We start from the raw sequence: 14,566 nt of genomic DNA on the forward strand, positions 1-14,566 counted from the left end.
CTGCGGACCGGCCACGTTCGCCGGCTCCCGACGGTGCCGGCTTGCGGTGCCGGGCACAATGCCGGCGTGATGGACAGTGTGCAATCGGAGATTGCGGCGGCCGCGGCCCGCATGGTGGTCGAGGAAGGACTGGAATACGGGCCGGCCAAGCGCCGGGCGGTGCGCCAGCTCGGGTTGCCCGCGCGTGCGGCCTTGCCCGACAACGATGCGGTGGAGGATTCCGTGCGCGAGTACATCGCGCTGTTCTGCGCCGACACCCAGCCGCAGGAGCTGGCCGCGCTGCGCCGCCATGCCCTGACCTGGATGGAACGGCTGGCGGATTTCCGGCCGTACCTGGCCGGCGCGGTGTGGAACGGAACCGCCACCCGGCTGTCAGACATCTACCTGCAACTGTTCTGCGACGACCCGAAATCGGCCGAGCTGGCCCTGATCGACCACGACGTGAATTACGAAGCCCGCACCGTGACCGGCTTCCAGGGCGGACCGGTGGAGGCGCTGAGCCTCTCCAGCGTCTGTCCGGGCCTGGGCGAGGCGGTCGGCGTGCACCTGCTGGTGCATGACCACGACGACATGCGCGGCGCGCTGAAGCCGGACGCCCGCGGCCGCGTGCCGCGCGGCGACGCGCAGGCGGTGCGGGCGCTGCTGGAGATGGAATGAACGAAGCTGTTGTCCCGCGACCGGCCGGTCGCCGGCGCATGTTGCTGACTGCCGGCGTCGGCGCCGCTGCGGCGCTGGCCGGCGGCGGCCTGGCCTGGTGGCGGCTGCGCCCGGGCGCCGTCGCTGAAGGGGCGCCCGCGGATTTCTGGGCGTCCACGTTCGAGACGCCGGACGGCGCATCGCTGGCCATGTCGCAGTTCCGCGGCCGCCACCTGCTGCTGAATTTCTGGGCCACCTGGTGTCCCCCGTGCATCGACGAGTTGCCCCTGCTGGACGCCTTCCAGCAGGAGCAGGCCGGGCGCTGGAACGTGGTCGGGCTGGCGATCGACCAGCCGAGCGCGGTGCGGCAATTCCTGGGCAAGATGCCGGTGCGCTTCCCGGTCGGCATGGCCGGGCTGGGCGGCACCGAGCTCGGCAAGTCGCTGGGCAACCAGGGCGGGGGGCTGCCGTTCACGGTCGTGTTCGATCCGGAGGGCGGCATTCGCCAGCGTAGAATGGGCAAGCTCTACCGCAGGGACCTCGACCAATGGGTGTCCGCCAGCGGCTGATCGCGTCCCGCCAGCCCGGAAAGCGCCTCAATGGATTGAAAAATCCGAAAATTTAGGCGAAGAAAAGTAAAAATCGAAGGTTTTGCGGTAAATTCGCCAACTTTCCACGAAGAACCGGCGAAGCCCATGGACCTGCGAAAACTGAAGACGCTGATCGACCTCGTGTCCGAATCCAACGTCTCGGAACTGGAGATCACCGAAGCGGAGGGCAAGGTCCGTATCGTCAAGGGGGCGCCGCCCGCGGCGCAGGTGTACGCACCGCCACCTGCCGTGACGGTGTCGGCTCCGGCCGCCGCGCAGGCGGCCCCGGCCCCGCTGGCCGCCGCGCCGGCGCCGCAGGTGCCGGCCGGCCATGCCGTCAAGTCGCCGATGGTGGGTACCTTCTACCGCTCGTCCAGCCCGGGCGCCAAGCCCTTCGTGGAGGTCGGCAGCCAGGTCAAGGAAGGCGACACGGTCTGCATCATCGAGGCCATGAAGATCCTCAACGAGATCGAGGCGGACAAGTCCGGGACCGTCACCCAGATCCTGTGCGAGAACGGCCAGGCCGTGGAATACGGGCAGCCGCTGTTCGTGATCGAGTGACCCGGTAACGACCGATGTTCAAGAAGATCCTGGTCGCCAACAGGGGCGAGATTGCGTTGCGGGTGCAGCGGGCCTGCCGCGAACTCGGCATTAAGGCGGTGATGGTCTATTCGGAAGCCGACCGCGAGGCCAAGTACGTCAAGCTGGCCGAGGAGGCGGTCTGCATCGGCCCCGCACCGTCGCCGCAGAGCTACCTCAACATGCCGGCCATCATCTCGGCGGCCGAAGTCACCGACGCCGAGGCCATCCACCCCGGCTACGGCTTCCTGGCGGAGAACGCCGATTTCGCCGAGCGGGTGGAAAAGAGCGGCTTCCAGTTCATCGGCCCGACGCCCGAGTCGATCCGGCTGATGGGCGACAAGGTCTCGGCCAAGCAGGCCATGATCAAGGCGGGCGTGCCCTGCGTGCCCGGCTCCGAGGGCGAGTTGCCGGACGACCCGGCCCAGATCCGCCGCATCGCGCGCGCCATCGGCTACCCGGTGATCATCAAGGCCGCTGGCGGCGGCGGCGGGCGCGGCATGCGGGTGGTGCACACCGAGGCCGCGCTGGTCAACGCGGTGCAGATGACCAAGGCCGAGGCCGCGGCCGCCTTCGGCAATCCGGCGGTCTACATGGAGAAGTTCCTGCAGGACCCCCGGCACATCGAGATCCAGGTGCTGGCCGACAAGCACCGCAACGCCGTGTACCTGGGCGAGCGCGACTGCTCCATGCAGCGGCGCCACCAGAAGATCATCGAGGAGGCGCCGGCGCCGGGCATTCCGCGCAAGCTGATCGACAAGATCGGCGAGCGCTGCGCCGCGGCCTGCAAGAAGATCGGCTACCGCGGCGCCGGCACCTTCGAGTTCCTGTACGAGAACGGCGAGTTCTACTTCATCGAGATGAACACCCGGGTGCAGGTGGAGCATCCGGTAACCGAACTGGTCACGGGCATCGACATCGTCAAGTCGCAGATCATGGTGGCGGCCGGCGAGAAGCTGCCGTTCGTCCAGCGCGACATCCAGTTGCGCGGCCACGCCATCGAGTGCCGCATCAACGCCGAGGATCCCTACAAGTTCACGCCCTCGCCCGGCCGCATCACGCTGTGGCACGCGCCCGGCGGCCCCGGCGTGCGGGTGGACTCGCACGTGTACAACAACTACTTCGTGCCGCCCAACTACGACTCGATGATCGGCAAGGTCATCGTGCACGGCGATACGCGCGAGCAGGCGCTGGCACGCATGCGCACCGCCCTGCTCGAGACGGTGGTCGAGGGCATCCACACCAACATTCCGCTGCACCGCGAGCTGCTGGTGGACGCCAAGTTCATGACCGGCGGCACCAACATCCATTACCTGGAGCAGTGGCTGTCGCATCACAAGAGGTAGGAATGGCCCCTTCCCGAAGCCGCCTTCGGCCGCCTCCCCACAAGGGGGGCGCCGCCAGCGGCCCGGCGGAGCCGGTGCCGCCGCGGCCGCTCGAATGCGAGGATTCGTTTGCCGTTCCCAAGTGGGTGCCTGGTCGGGCCTTTGGCGATGTTTGAACTGCGCCTGCTCTGCGGCGAAGGCCAGGTCGAGGCGGTCTGCGAGGCGCTGGAGGCGCTTGACGCGCTGAGCGTTTCGGTCGAGGACGCGGACGCCCAGACCGACGCCGAACAGGCCTTGTTCGGCGAACCGGGTTTGCCGCCGCCGCGCGAGGGCTGGCAGCGCTCGCGCGTGCTGGCGCTTTTCTCCGAGCAAGCCGCCGCCGAGGAAGCCGCGCGCCTGCTGCAGGCGCAGGACTTCTTCTCCGGTGGCCAGGTGCTCGGCATCGGGGAGGTCGCCGAGCAGGACTGGGTGCGCCTGACCCAATCCCAGTTCGCTCCGGTGGAGATCACGTCCGAATTCTGGATTGTGCCGACCTGGCACCAGCCCCCGGCCCAGGCCACGCGCGTGATCCGGCTCGATCCGGGGCTGGCGTTCGGCACCGGCACCCACCCGACCACGCGCATGTGCCTGCGCTGGATCGCGCACCGGTCCCTGCAGGGCTGCCGCGTGCTGGATTACGGCTGCGGCTCCGGCATCCTGGCCATCGGCGCGGCCCTGTATGGCGCGCCGGAAGTCGACGCCGTGGACATCGACCCGGCGGCCGTGCAGGCCACGCTGGACAACGCCAGCGCCAACGGTGTCGAGCTGCGCGCCGGGCTCCCGGACGCCGCCCAGGGCGGCTACGAGGTGGTGCTCGCCAACATCCTGGCTTCGCCGTTGAAGGTGCTGGCGCCGCTGCTGTGCGGGCACCTGGCCGCGGGCGGCCATCTGGTGCTGGCCGGCATCCTGGAGCGACAGGCGGCCGAACTGGCCGAGGCCTTTGCACCCTGGCTGCGGCTGGAAGTCGCCGACCGCGAGGATGGCTGGATCCTGATGACCGGACAGCGCTGAGCGGCTTCTACAATGCCCGGCTCATGAGCATGATCACCGGCTGCCCAGCCTGCGGGACGATGTTCAGGGTCGTGCCCGACCAGCTGAAGATCTCCGAAGGCTGGGTGCGCTGCGGCCGCTGCGGCGAAGTGTTCGATGCCACCGAGAGCCTGCAAGCGGAGGACCGCCGGGCGGCGCCGGCGCCCGAACCAGCTGCCGAGCCGGCGCCGGAGCCGGCCGCTGCGCCAGTGGCCGAAGAGGTGCCGGACATCGGCCCCGTCTCGGTGGCGACGCTGCTGGCGGCGCCAGTGTCTGAATCTCCCCTCCACGAACCCGACGACCCGGCACCACGGCCTCACGCTACGGAGGTCGACTTCGAGCCGGGGCCGGACGCCGAACCGGCGATCGATTCGCCCGGGCTGTCCGACGCACCCGCTGACATGGCCATGGCGGCGGAACTGCCCGGCAGCCCCTCGGCCCAAGCCTGGGACTCGCAGCCGGCCGCCATCGCCTCCGGCTTCGACGAGTGGCAGGCGATGCGCGAGCAGGCCGAGGACGACCGTTCTTTCGAGGCGCAGGACTCCACGCGCGGCGACAGCGGACTGGAGGAGGTGTCCTTCGTGCGGCAGGCGCAGCGCCGCGCCTTCTGGCGCCGGCCGCTGGTGCGCCTTGCGCTGCTGCTGGCCGTGCTGGCGCTGGCTGGCATGCTGGCCCTGCAGTTCGCCGTGCGCGAGCGCGACCGCCTCGCGCTGGCCCAGCCCCAGCTTCGTCCCTTGCTGGAGCGGGTCTGCGGCCAGCTGGGTTGCTCGATTGGCGCGCCGCGCCGGATCGAAGCCATCGTGATCGACAACAGCGGCTTCACGCGCCTGCGCCCCGATGTCTACCGCCTGAGCTTCACGCTGAAAAACCAGTCGGCGCTGCCGGTGGCGGTGCCGGCCCTTCAGCTCACGCTGACCGACGGCGGCGAGCAGGCGGTGGTGCAGCGCGTGCTGCTGCCGCGCGAGCTGGGCGCCGCGCCCGCCACGATCGGCGCTGCAGCCGAGTGGTCGGCCAGCGTGGCGCTGGGCGTGGACGCCGGCAACGGCGATGCCGCCCGCATTGCGGGCTATCGCCTGCTCGCCTTCTATCCCTGACCTTCACTTCCACTAGAGCAAGACCATGGCAGCCGTCATCTGCGGATCCCTCGCGTTCGACACCATCATGAATTTCGAGGGCCGCTTCGCGCAGCAGATCCTGCCGGACCAGCTCCACATCCTGAACGTGTCCTTCCTGGTGCCGGCGCTGCGGCGCGACTTCGGCGGCTGCGCCGGCAACATCGCCTACGCGCTCAAGCGCCTGGGCGGCCAGCCGCTGCCGATGGCGACGCTGGGCACCGACGGCGCCAGCTACGTGGAGCGGCTGCAGTCGCTGGGCATCAGCACCGAGTTCGTGCGCCAGCTGCCCGACACCTATACGGCACAGGCGATGATCATGACCGACCTGGACAACAACCAGATCACCGCCTTCCACCCGGGCGCCATGATGCAGGCCCACGTCACGCGGATCGAGGCGCGGCCCGACATCAAGCTGGGCATCATCTCGCCCGATGGCCGCGACGCCATGCTGCAGCATGCGCAGCAATTCCATGCCGCCGGCATTCCTTTCGTGTTCGACCCGGGACAGGGCCTGCCGATGTTCGATGGCCGCGAACTTGCCGCCTTCATCGAGCAGGCCACCTGGGTGACGGTCAACGACTACGAGGGCAAGATGCTGTGCGAGCGCACCGGCTGGTCGCCCGCCGAGATCTCGCGCCGGGTCCAGGGGCTGGTGGTCACGCTGGGCGCCGAAGGTTGCGAGATCTGGATCGGCGGCGACAAGTCGCTGGTGCCGGGCGTTCAGGCCGAGTCGGTGGTGGACCCCACGGGCTGCGGCGATGCCTGGCGTGGGGCGCTGCTGTACGGCCTGGAACAGGGCTGGCCGCTGGCGCGCTGCGCCGAACTGGGCAACCGGGTCGGCGCCGCCAAGGTCGCCAGCCGCGGGCCGCAGAACTGGACCTGGGCGAACTGAAACTGATCAGGCTCCGGGGCTGTGCCGGTCCGACCTGCCGGCCACCGCAAATGAAAAGGCCCGCCTGGCAAGGCGGGCCTTCTTGCATGGGTCCGATCAGGCCCGCGTGCGGCGGCGGTCCAGCCAGGCGAGCAACTCGCCCACGATGCCCTTGCGGAAGGCCAGCACGCACAGCACGAAGATCACGCCGATGATGACGGTGACCCATTCGCCCACCTTGTCGGCCAGCATGTTCTGCAGCGAAATGACGATGCCGGCCCCGAGCACCGGGCCCAGGAAGGTCCCGACGCCGCCCAGCAGGCTCATCAGGATCACTTCGCCGGACATCGTCCAGTGCACGTCGGTCAGGGTGGCGAACTTCATCACCAGGGTCTTGAGCGAGCCGGCCAGTCCGGCGAGCGAGGCCGACAGCACGAAGGCCAGCAGCTTGTAGCGATCGACGTTGTAGCCCAGCGAGACGGCCCGGGCCTCGTTCTCGCGGATCATCTTGAGCACCTGGCCGAACGGCGAGGTGACGATGCGCAGGATGCCGACGAAGCACGCCACGAAGATGGCCAGCACCACGTAGTACATGACGCGGTCGTCCACCAGGGACAGCACGCCGAACAGCTTGCCGCGCATCACGCCCTGCAGCCCGTCCTCGCCACCGGTGAACGGCGCCTGCAGGCACAGGAAAAAGACCATCTGCGACAGCGCCAGCGTGATCATCGCGAAGTAGATGCCCTGGCGGCGGATGGCGACGAAGCCGAACACCAGGCCCAGCAGGGCCGCCACCACCAATCCGGCCAGCAGGCCCAGCTCGGGTGTCCAGTTGTGCGCCTTCACCAGCCAGCCGGTGACGTAGGCGGAGAAGCCGAAGAAGGCGGCGTGGCCGAAAGAGAGCAGGCCGGTGAAGCCCAGCAGCAGGTTGAACGCACAGGCGAACAGGGCGAAGCACAGCAGCTTCATCATGAACACCGGGTACAGGCCGATCGCCGGCGCGACCAGCGCCAGCCCCAGCAAGGCCAGGTAGGTGATCAGCACGGCGCGCGGCAGGCCGGCGCGCGGTTCGGTGGCGGCCGGCTGCGGGTGCAGCGCGGCCTGGCCGGCGGCGGGCGAGGTGGGCAGGGACATCTCAGGTTTCCTTGCCGAACAGACCGGCCGGGCGCAACACGAGCACGATGGCCATGATGACGAAGACGACGATATTGGAGGCTTCAGGATAGAACACCCGGGTGAAGCCTTCCACCACGCCGAGACCCAGGCCAGTGACCACCGAGCCCAGGATGGAGCCCATGCCTCCGATCACGACGACCGCAAACACCACGATGATCAGGTTGGACCCCATCAGCGGCGTGACCTGGATCACCGGCGCGGCGAGCACGCCGGCCAGCCCCGCGAGGGCCGCGCCGGCCGCGAACGTCAGGGTCACCATCACCGGCACGTTGACGCCGAACGCCTGCACCAGCTTGGCGTTCTCGGTGCCGGCGCGCAGGTAGGCACCCAGCCGGGTGCGCTCGATGATGAACCAGGTGGCCAGGCACACGGCGATCGAGGCGACGACCACCCAGGCCCGGTAGTTCGGCAGGATCATGAAGCCGAGATTGGTGGCGCCGGACAGCAGTTCCGGCACGCTGTAGGACTGTCCGGAGACGCCGTACTGCTTGCGGAAGATGCCTTCCAGAATGAGCGAGACGCCGAAGGTCAGCAGCAGGCCGTAGAGAGGATCCAGCCCGTACAGCCGCTTGAGCAGCCCGCGCTCGATGATGACGCCCAGCACGCCGACGATCAGCGGTGCGAGCACCAGCGCGAACCAGTAGTTGATGCCCCAGGAGTCCATCATGATCCAGGCGGCGAAGGCCCCGACCATGTAGAGCGCACCGTGGGCGAAGTTCACGATGTCCAGCAAGCCGAAGATGACCGCCAGGCCCAGGCTGAGCATGGCGTAGAAGGCGCCGTTGACCAGGCCAAGCATCAGCTGGCCGAGGAACGCCTGGTGGGGGATTCCGAAGATTTCCAAGGGGGGACCTGGGCTGGGGACTGGGCTTTCGGCCAACGGCCGGGGAGCCAATGGCCAATGAGGGACGGGAATCGAGCTTAGGGGCCGGGGGCGGGGTACCCGGACTGGATTTTCCCTAGTCCGGGCGCCCAGCCCCCAGCGTTTTCCCTCGATTCAGCTTACTTCTTCAGCAGCGAGCACTTGGACTCGGCCGGCGTGGTGAAGGCCTGGTCGCCCGGCACCTTGGCCACCAGCTTGTAGTAGTCCCACGGCGTGGTGGACTCCTTCGGGCCCTTGACCTGGTACAGGTACATGTCGTGGATCATGCGACCGTCGCCGCGCACCGTGCCGTTCTTGTGATAGAAGTCGTTGTACTTCATCGAGCGCAGTTCGGCGTTCACCTTGTCGCCGTCGGTCGTTCCGACCTTCTGCACCGCCTTCAGGTAGTTCATGGCCGCCGAGTAGTCGGCCGCCTGCAGCGACGAGGGCATGCGCTTGTACTTGTCGAAGAAGCGCTTGGCGAACTTGCGCGAATCGTCGTCCTGGTTCCAGTACCAGCTGTCGGCGACCTGCAGGCCCTCGGCGTTGGCCAGGCCGATCGAGTGCACGTCGTTGATGAACACCAGCAGGCCGGCGACCTTCATGCTCTTGGTGATGCCGAATTCCTTGGCCGCCTTCATCGCATTGATGAAGTCGCCGCCGGCATTGGCCATGGCCAGGATGTCGGCCTTGGAGCTCTGGGCCTGCAGCAGGAAGGACGAGAAGTCCGAGGCGTTCAGCGGGTGGCGAACCGAGCCGACGACGGTGCCGCCGTTGGCCTTCACCACGGTGGAGGAGTCGGCTTCGAGCGAATGCCCGAAGGCGTAGTCAGCGGTCAGGAAGAACCACTTCTTGGCGCCGGCCTTGACCAGCGCGCTGCCGCCCACCTTGGCCAGGGCCACGGTGTCGTAGGCATAGTGGATGGTGTAGGGCGAGCAGTCCTCGTTGGTCAGGCGAGCCGAGCCGGCGCCGATCGAGATGAACGGGCGCTTCTTCTCCTTGGCGATGCCGGACATGGCCAGGTTGGTGCCGGAGCTGGTGCCGCCGATCAGCATGGCCAGGTTCTGGCTGTCGATCCACTCGCGCGCCTTGGAGGCGGCGACGTCGGCCTTGTTCTGGTGGTCGGCCGACAGCACCTCGACCGGGCGGTTGAGCACCTTGCCGCCGAAGTCCTGCACCGCCCACTTGATCATCTCGGCGCCCGCGGGGCCGTCGATGTCGGCGTAGAGGCTCGACATGTCGGTGATGAAGCCGATGCGCACCGGGCCGGACTGGTCCTGAGCCATGGCGCCGGCAGAGCCGAGGCAAACGGCCAGCGCGGCCACGAGGGTCTTCAGTTTCATTGCAAGCTCTCCTGTTGAAGAATGGATCAGACGCCCAGGTATTCCTGCAGCATGGCCGTGTTGGCCTGCAGCTCGTGCTGCGCGAACTCGCGCACGATCTTCCCGTGCTCCATGACGTAGAAGCGGTCGGCCAGCGGGGCGGCGAAGCGGAAGTTCTGCTCGACCAGCATGATGGTGTAGCCCTTGGCCTTGAGCGTGCGGATGGTCTCGGCCAGCTTCTGCACGATCACGGGGGCCAGCCCTTCCGAGATTTCGTCGAGCAGCAGCAGGCGCGCGCCGGTGCGCAGGATGCGCGCCACGGCCAGCATCTGCTGCTCGCCCCCGGACAGGCGGGTGCCCGGGCTGGAAGCGCGTTCCTTCAGGTTGGGGAACATGTCGTAGATCTCGGCCACGCCCATGCCGCCCGCGCTCACCTCGGGGGGCAGCAGCAGGTTTTCTTCCGCCGACAGGCTGGCGAAGATGCCGCGCTCTTCGGGGCAGTAGCCGACGCCCAGGCGGGCGACCTTGTGCGACGGCAGGCCGATCGCCTCACTGCCGCGGATGCGGATGGAGCCGGTTCGCTTGCCGGTCAGGCCGACGATGGCCCGCAGTGTGGTGGTGCGCCCGGCGCCATTGCGGCCGAGCAGCGAGACCACTTCGCCCTCGTTGACCGTCAGGTTCACCCCGTGCAGGACGTGCGACTCGCCGTACCAGGCGTTCAGGTTCTCGATGCGGAGCAGTTCCTGCGACATCTCAATGTGCCCCTTGCAGTTCGGCCTGCTCGGAGCCCATGTAGGCCTCGATCACCTGCGGGTTGCGGGAGACCTCCTCGTAGGGGCCGTCGGCGATCACCGCGCCGCGCTGCAGCACCGTGATGCGATCGGCGATGGACGACACCACGTTCATGTTGTGCTCGACCATGAGGATGGTGCGGCCGGCCGACACCTTCTTGATCAGTTGCGTCACGCGGCTCACGTCCTCGTGGCCCATGCCCTGGGTGGGCTCGTCCAGCAGCATCAGGTCGGGCTCCAGCGCCATGGTGGTGGCCAGCTCGAGCGCCCGCTTGCGGCCGTAGGGCAGGTTGACGGTGAGCTCGCTGGCGAAGTCCTGCAAATCCACTTCGGCCAGCAGCTGTCTGGCCCGATCGTGCAGGTGGTACAGCGATCTCTCGGGCTTCCAGAAATGGAACGAGGTGCCCAGGTTGCGCTGCAGGGCGGCCCGCACGTTCTCCAGCACGGTCATGTGCGGGAACACCGCCGAAATCTGGAACGAGCGCACGATGCCGCGGCGCGCGGTCTGGGCCGGCTTCTCGTTCGTGATGTCCTGGCCCTGGTAGGAGATCGTGCCGCGCGTGGGCGGCAGGAACTTGGTCAGCAGGTTGAAAAACGTGGTCTTGCCCGCGCCATTGGGGCCGATCAGGGCATGGATGTCGCCCCGCCGGACCTGCAGATCGACGTTGTCAACGGCCACGAAGCCCTTGAACTCCTTGGTCAGTCCCCTGGTCTCGAGAATGATCTCACCCGGCAAAACAAGCTCCTCCAGCGCCAGCCGGTTCCGCCGGTGACGAGACGCGAATGCTAGGGAGCCGGTCTCCCCCGGGATAGCGGGGAAAACCTTAAGTAGTTTTGCGTGAGGATGAGTTCGCTGGCACGGCCGGTGAGGGTGAGCGCCTGCCGGGCTGCCCCGGCCGCGCGCCCGGTCACATGTTGCGGCGGTACTGGCCCCCGACCTCGAACAGCGCGCCGGTGATCTGGCCGAGCGAGCACACCCGCACCGCATCCATCAGCACCTCGAACACGTTGCCGTTGGCGATCACCGCCTGCTGCAGCCGGCGCAGCAGGGCCGGTGCCTCGGTCCCGTTGCTGGCCTGGAACTCCCGAAGCCGCGCGAGCTGGCCGCGCTTTTCGGCCTCGGTCGAGCGGGCTAGCTCAAGCTTCTCGGGAATCGGGTCGCCGTGCGGGTTGCGGAAGGTGTTGACGCCGATGATGGGCAACTCGCCGGTGTGCTTGAGCATCTCGTAGTGCAGGCTCTCGTCCTGGATGCGGCCGCGCTGGTAGCCGGTCTCCATCGCGCCGAGCACGCCGCCGCGCTCGGCGATGCGCTCGAACTCGGCCAGCACCGCCTCTTCCACCAGCTCGGTGAGCTCCTCGACGATGAAGCTGCCCTGGTTGGGGTTCTCGTTCTTCGCCAGGCCCCACTCGCGGTTGATGATGAGCTGAATCGCCATTGCCCGGCGCACGCTGTCCTCGGTCGGGGTGGTGATCGCCTCGTCGAAGGCGTTGGTGTGCAGCGAGTTGCAGTTGTCGTAGATCGCGATCAGCGCCTGCAGCGTGGTGCGGATGTCGTTGAATTGGATTTCCTGCGCATGCAGGCTGCGGCCCGAGGTCTGGATGTGGTACTTGAGCTTCTGGCTGCGCTCGTTGGCGCCGTACTTCTCCTTCATCGCCACCGCCCAGATGCGGCGCGCCACCCGGCCCATCACCGTGTATTCCGGGTCCATGCCGTTGGAGAAGAAGAACGACAGGTTGGGCGCGAAGTCATCGATGTGCATGCCCCGCGCCAGGTAGGCCTCGACCAGGGTGAAGCCGTTCGACAGCGTGAAGGCGAGCTGGCTGATCGGGTTGGCGCCGGCCTCGGCGATGTGGTAGCCGGAGATCGACACCGAATAGAAGTTACGCACGTTGTGGTGCACGAAGTACTCGGCGATGTCGCCCATCACCTTGAGGCTGAACTCGGTGGAGAAGATGCAGGTGTTCTGCCCCTGGTCCTCCTTCAGGATGTCGGCCTGCACCGTGCCGCGCACGTTGGCCAGCACCCACTCGCGGATCTTGGCCGCTTCCGTGGGGGTAGGTTCGCGCCCGTTGTCGGCCTGGAACTTCTCGAGTTGCTGGTCGATGGCGGTGTTCATGAACATCGCCAGGATGGTCGGCGCCGGGCCGTTGATGGTCATCGACACCGAGGTGCTGGGGCTGCAAAGGTCGAAGCCCGAGTACAGCACCTTCATGTCGTCCAGCGTGGCGATCGACACGCCCGAGTTGCCCACCTTGCCGTAGATGTCGGGCCTCTCGTCCGGGTCGTTGCCGTACAGGGTGACCGAGTCGAATGCCGTGGACAGCCGCTTGGCCGGCATGCCCTCGGACAGCAGCTTGAAGCGGCGGTTGGTGCGGAACGCGTCGCCTTCGCCGGCGAACATGCGCGTGGGATCTTCGTTCTCGCGCTTGAACGCGAAGGTGCCGGCGGTGTAGGGGTAGCTGCCCGGCACGTTGTCCAGCATCAGCCACTGGAGGATCTCGCCATGGTCCTCGAAGGACGGCAGCGCCACCTTGCGGATCGTGGTGCCCGACAGCGACTTCGTGGTCAGCGCCGTGCGGATCTCCTTGTCCCGGATCTTCACCACGTACTCGTCGCCCGCGTAGGCCTGGCGCATCGCTGGCCACTGCTGCAGCAGCAGCTGGGCGTCGCGGTCCAGCCGCCCCTTGCGGCCGGCGGCCAAATCGAGCGCGGCCTCGGCGGCCTGAGCCCGGTCGGGCTTGTCCACCTGCAGCATGCGGGCGGCTTCCTCCAGTTGCTGGATCTCGCGTGCCAGCCGGGCCTGTTCGCGCGCCCGCTTCTTGTAGCCGCGCACCGTGTCGCTGATCTCGGCCAGGTAGCGCGTGCGCGCAGCCGGCACGATCGGGGTCTGGTTGGTGCTGTGGCGTACATCCACGGCCGGCAGTCGGCCTTCCTGTACGGGCAGCCCGAGCGCCTGCAGGCGCGGCCTGAGCGCCTGGTACAGCGCGGTGACGCCATCGTCGTTGAAGCGGGCGGCCATGGTGCCGAACACCGGCATTTCCTCCGGCCGCTTGCCGAACGCCTCGCGGTTGCGCTGCACCTGCTTGGCAACGTCGCGCAGCGCGTCCTGCGCGCCCTTGCGGTCGAACTTGTTGATGGCGACGAACTCGGCGAAGTCCAGCATGTCGATCTTCTCGAGCTGGCTGGCGGCACCGAACTCGGGCGTCATCACGTACATCGGCACGTCCACCAGCGGCACGATGGCGGCGTCGCCCTGGCCGATGCCGGAGGTCTCGACGATCACCAGATCGAAGCCGGCGGCCTTGCAGGCGGTCACCACGTCGGGCAGCGCGGCCGAGATCTCGCTGCCGAAGTCGCGCGTGGCCAGCGAACGCATGAACACGCGCGGGCCCTGGCCCCAGGGACCGATGGCGTTCATCCGGATGCGGTCGCCCAGCAGCGCCCCGCCGCTCTTGCGGCGCGACGGGTCGATCGAGATCACGGCCACCCGCACGCGGTCGTCCTGATCCAGCCGCAAGCGCCGGATCAGCTCGTCGGTCAGGGAGGACTTGCCGGCCCCGCCGGTGCCGGTGATGCCCAGCACGGGCACCTGTCGCTGCGCGGCCTGCCGGCGCAGCGCCTCCAGCAGGCCCGGATCGGCCGAGCCGTTCTCCAGCGTGGTGATCAATTGCGCCAGTGCGCGCCAGTTCGCATCCTGGTGGCCCTGGATGGCGGCTGCGTCCGTGGGAGCGTGCGAGGCGAGGTCGCGGTCGCAACGCATGACCATCTCGCCGATCATGCCCTGCAGCCCCATGCGCTGGCCGTCTTCCGGGCTGTAGATGCGGGTGACGCCGTAGTCGTGCAGCTCGCGGATCTCGGCCGGCACGATCACGCCGCCGCCGCCGCCGAACACCTGGATGTGGGAGCCGCCGCGCTGCCGCAGCAGGTCGACCATGTACTTGAAGTACTCGACGTGGCCGCCCTGGTAGGAGCTGACGGCGATGCCCTGCACGTCCTCCTGCAGCGCCGCGGTCACGACTTCGTCGACGCTGCGGTTGTGCCCGAGGTGGATCACTTCGGCGCCCATGCCCTGCAGGATGCGGCGCATGATGTTGATGGCGGCGTCGTGCCCGTCGAACAGGCTGGCCGCGGTGACGAAGCGGACCTTGTGGGCGGGGCGATAGCTGGCCAGCGCCTTGAACTCGGCGGACAGGTCGGTCATGGGGATCTCCAGGAATCCCCGAGCCTAAT

At 68.0% G+C, this 14,566-nt stretch carries 13 protein-coding genes; 7 read left to right on the plus strand and 6 right to left on the minus strand.

What is annotated here, in order from left to right; translation table 11 throughout:
* Nucleotides 1-69 precede the first annotated feature (69 nt).
* From PE066_RS15260 to PE066_RS15290, 7 genes are all read left to right on the plus strand, one after another.
* Nucleotides 70-657, plus strand: a complete 588-nt coding sequence (locus PE066_RS15260) for a hypothetical protein (RefSeq protein WP_271233380.1) — start codon at nt 70-72, stop codon at nt 655-657.
* 38 nt (nt 658-695) lie between these two features.
* Nucleotides 696-1,205 (plus strand): TlpA family protein disulfide reductase, encoded by a 510-nt coding sequence (locus PE066_RS15265; RefSeq protein ID WP_271233381.1) that lies wholly within the window; start codon nt 696-698, stop codon nt 1,203-1,205.
* Nucleotides 1,206-1,331: 126 nt separating this feature from the next.
* Nucleotides 1,332-1,787 carry an acetyl-CoA carboxylase biotin carboxyl carrier protein gene (gene accB / locus PE066_RS15270; protein ID WP_271233382.1) on the plus strand — a complete coding sequence of 152 codons (456 nt, stop codon included), beginning with the start codon at nt 1,332-1,334 and terminating at the stop codon, nt 1,785-1,787.
* A gap of 14 nt (nt 1,788-1,801) precedes the next feature.
* Entirely contained in the window at nt 1,802-3,151 is a 1,350-nt protein-coding gene (gene accC, locus PE066_RS15275) for an acetyl-CoA carboxylase biotin carboxylase subunit (RefSeq protein ID WP_271233383.1), read from the plus strand.
* A gap of 147 nt (nt 3,152-3,298) precedes the next feature.
* On the plus strand, nt 3,299-4,180 hold the full coding sequence (prmA, locus tag PE066_RS15280) for a 50S ribosomal protein L11 methyltransferase (protein WP_271233384.1): 882 nt from the start codon (nt 3,299-3,301) through the stop codon (nt 4,178-4,180).
* A gap of 23 nt (nt 4,181-4,203) precedes the next feature.
* Nucleotides 4,204-5,292, plus strand: coding sequence for a DUF3426 domain-containing protein (locus tag PE066_RS15285; RefSeq protein ID WP_271233385.1), 1,089 nt, complete (start codon nt 4,204-4,206; stop codon nt 5,290-5,292).
* Nucleotides 5,293-5,317: 25 nt separating this feature from the next.
* Entirely contained in the window at nt 5,318-6,205 is an 888-nt protein-coding gene (locus PE066_RS15290; protein WP_271233386.1) for a carbohydrate kinase family protein, read from the plus strand.
* A 96-nt stretch (nt 6,206-6,301) separates the two neighbouring features.
* Here PE066_RS15290 and PE066_RS15295 read toward each other — a convergent pair whose 3' ends face one another.
* From PE066_RS15295 to icmF, 6 genes are all read right to left on the minus strand, one after another.
* Nucleotides 6,302-7,318 (minus strand): branched-chain amino acid ABC transporter permease, encoded by a 1,017-nt coding sequence (locus PE066_RS15295; RefSeq protein WP_271233387.1) that lies wholly within the window; start codon nt 7,316-7,318, stop codon nt 6,302-6,304.
* A gap of 1 nt (nt 7,319) precedes the next feature.
* Nucleotides 7,320-8,204 (minus strand): branched-chain amino acid ABC transporter permease, encoded by an 885-nt coding sequence (locus PE066_RS15300; RefSeq protein ID WP_271233388.1) that lies wholly within the window; start codon nt 8,202-8,204, stop codon nt 7,320-7,322.
* A gap of 158 nt (nt 8,205-8,362) precedes the next feature.
* Nucleotides 8,363-9,565 (minus strand): ABC transporter substrate-binding protein, encoded by a 1,203-nt coding sequence (locus PE066_RS15305; RefSeq protein ID WP_271233389.1) that lies wholly within the window; start codon nt 9,563-9,565, stop codon nt 8,363-8,365.
* Between the two features lie 26 nt (nt 9,566-9,591).
* Nucleotides 9,592-10,296 (minus strand): ABC transporter ATP-binding protein, encoded by a 705-nt coding sequence (locus tag PE066_RS15310; RefSeq protein WP_271233390.1) that lies wholly within the window; start codon nt 10,294-10,296, stop codon nt 9,592-9,594.
* A 1-nt stretch (nt 10,297) separates the two neighbouring features.
* Nucleotides 10,298-11,071 carry an ABC transporter ATP-binding protein gene (locus PE066_RS15315; protein ID WP_271233391.1) on the minus strand — a complete coding sequence of 258 codons (774 nt, stop codon included), beginning with the start codon at nt 11,069-11,071 and terminating at the stop codon, nt 10,298-10,300.
* Nucleotides 11,072-11,243: 172 nt separating this feature from the next.
* Nucleotides 11,244-14,537: a fused isobutyryl-CoA mutase/GTPase IcmF gene (gene icmF / locus PE066_RS15320; RefSeq protein ID WP_271233392.1), complete on the minus strand. Its 3,294-nt coding sequence runs from the start codon at nt 14,535-14,537 to the stop codon at nt 11,244-11,246.
* Between the last annotated feature and the right edge of the window lie 29 nt (nt 14,538-14,566).

It is taken from the genome of Ramlibacter tataouinensis (assembly GCF_027941915.1).
Classification (GTDB): domain Bacteria; phylum Pseudomonadota; class Gammaproteobacteria; order Burkholderiales; family Burkholderiaceae_C; genus Ramlibacter; species Ramlibacter tataouinensis_C.

Bases quoted from the DNA above. Each gene is read 5' to 3' on its own strand.
- PE066_RS15260 (WP_271233380.1), top strand. From the start codon at position 70: ATGGACAGTGTGCAATCGGAGATTGCGGCGGCCGCGGCCCGCATGGTG.
- PE066_RS15265 (WP_271233381.1), top strand. From the start codon at position 696: ATGTTGCTGACTGCCGGCGTCGGCGCCGCTGCGGCGCTGGCCGGCGGC.
- accB (WP_271233382.1), top strand. From the start codon at position 1,332: ATGGACCTGCGAAAACTGAAGACGCTGATCGACCTCGTGTCCGAATCC.
- accC (WP_271233383.1), top strand. From the start codon at position 1,802: ATGTTCAAGAAGATCCTGGTCGCCAACAGGGGCGAGATTGCGTTGCGG.
- prmA (WP_271233384.1), top strand. From the start codon at position 3,299: ATGTTTGAACTGCGCCTGCTCTGCGGCGAAGGCCAGGTCGAGGCGGTC.
- PE066_RS15285 (WP_271233385.1), top strand. From the start codon at position 4,204: ATGAGCATGATCACCGGCTGCCCAGCCTGCGGGACGATGTTCAGGGTC.
- PE066_RS15290 (WP_271233386.1), top strand. From the start codon at position 5,318: ATGGCAGCCGTCATCTGCGGATCCCTCGCGTTCGACACCATCATGAAT.
- PE066_RS15295 (WP_271233387.1), bottom strand. From the start codon at position 7,318: ATGTCCCTGCCCACCTCGCCCGCCGCCGGCCAGGCCGCGCTGCACCCG.
- PE066_RS15305 (WP_271233389.1), bottom strand. From the start codon at position 9,565: ATGAAACTGAAGACCCTCGTGGCCGCGCTGGCCGTTTGCCTCGGCTCT.
- PE066_RS15310 (WP_271233390.1), bottom strand. From the start codon at position 10,296: ATGTCGCAGGAACTGCTCCGCATCGAGAACCTGAACGCCTGGTACGGC.
- icmF (WP_271233392.1), bottom strand. From the start codon at position 14,537: ATGACCGACCTGTCCGCCGAGTTCAAGGCGCTGGCCAGCTATCGCCCC.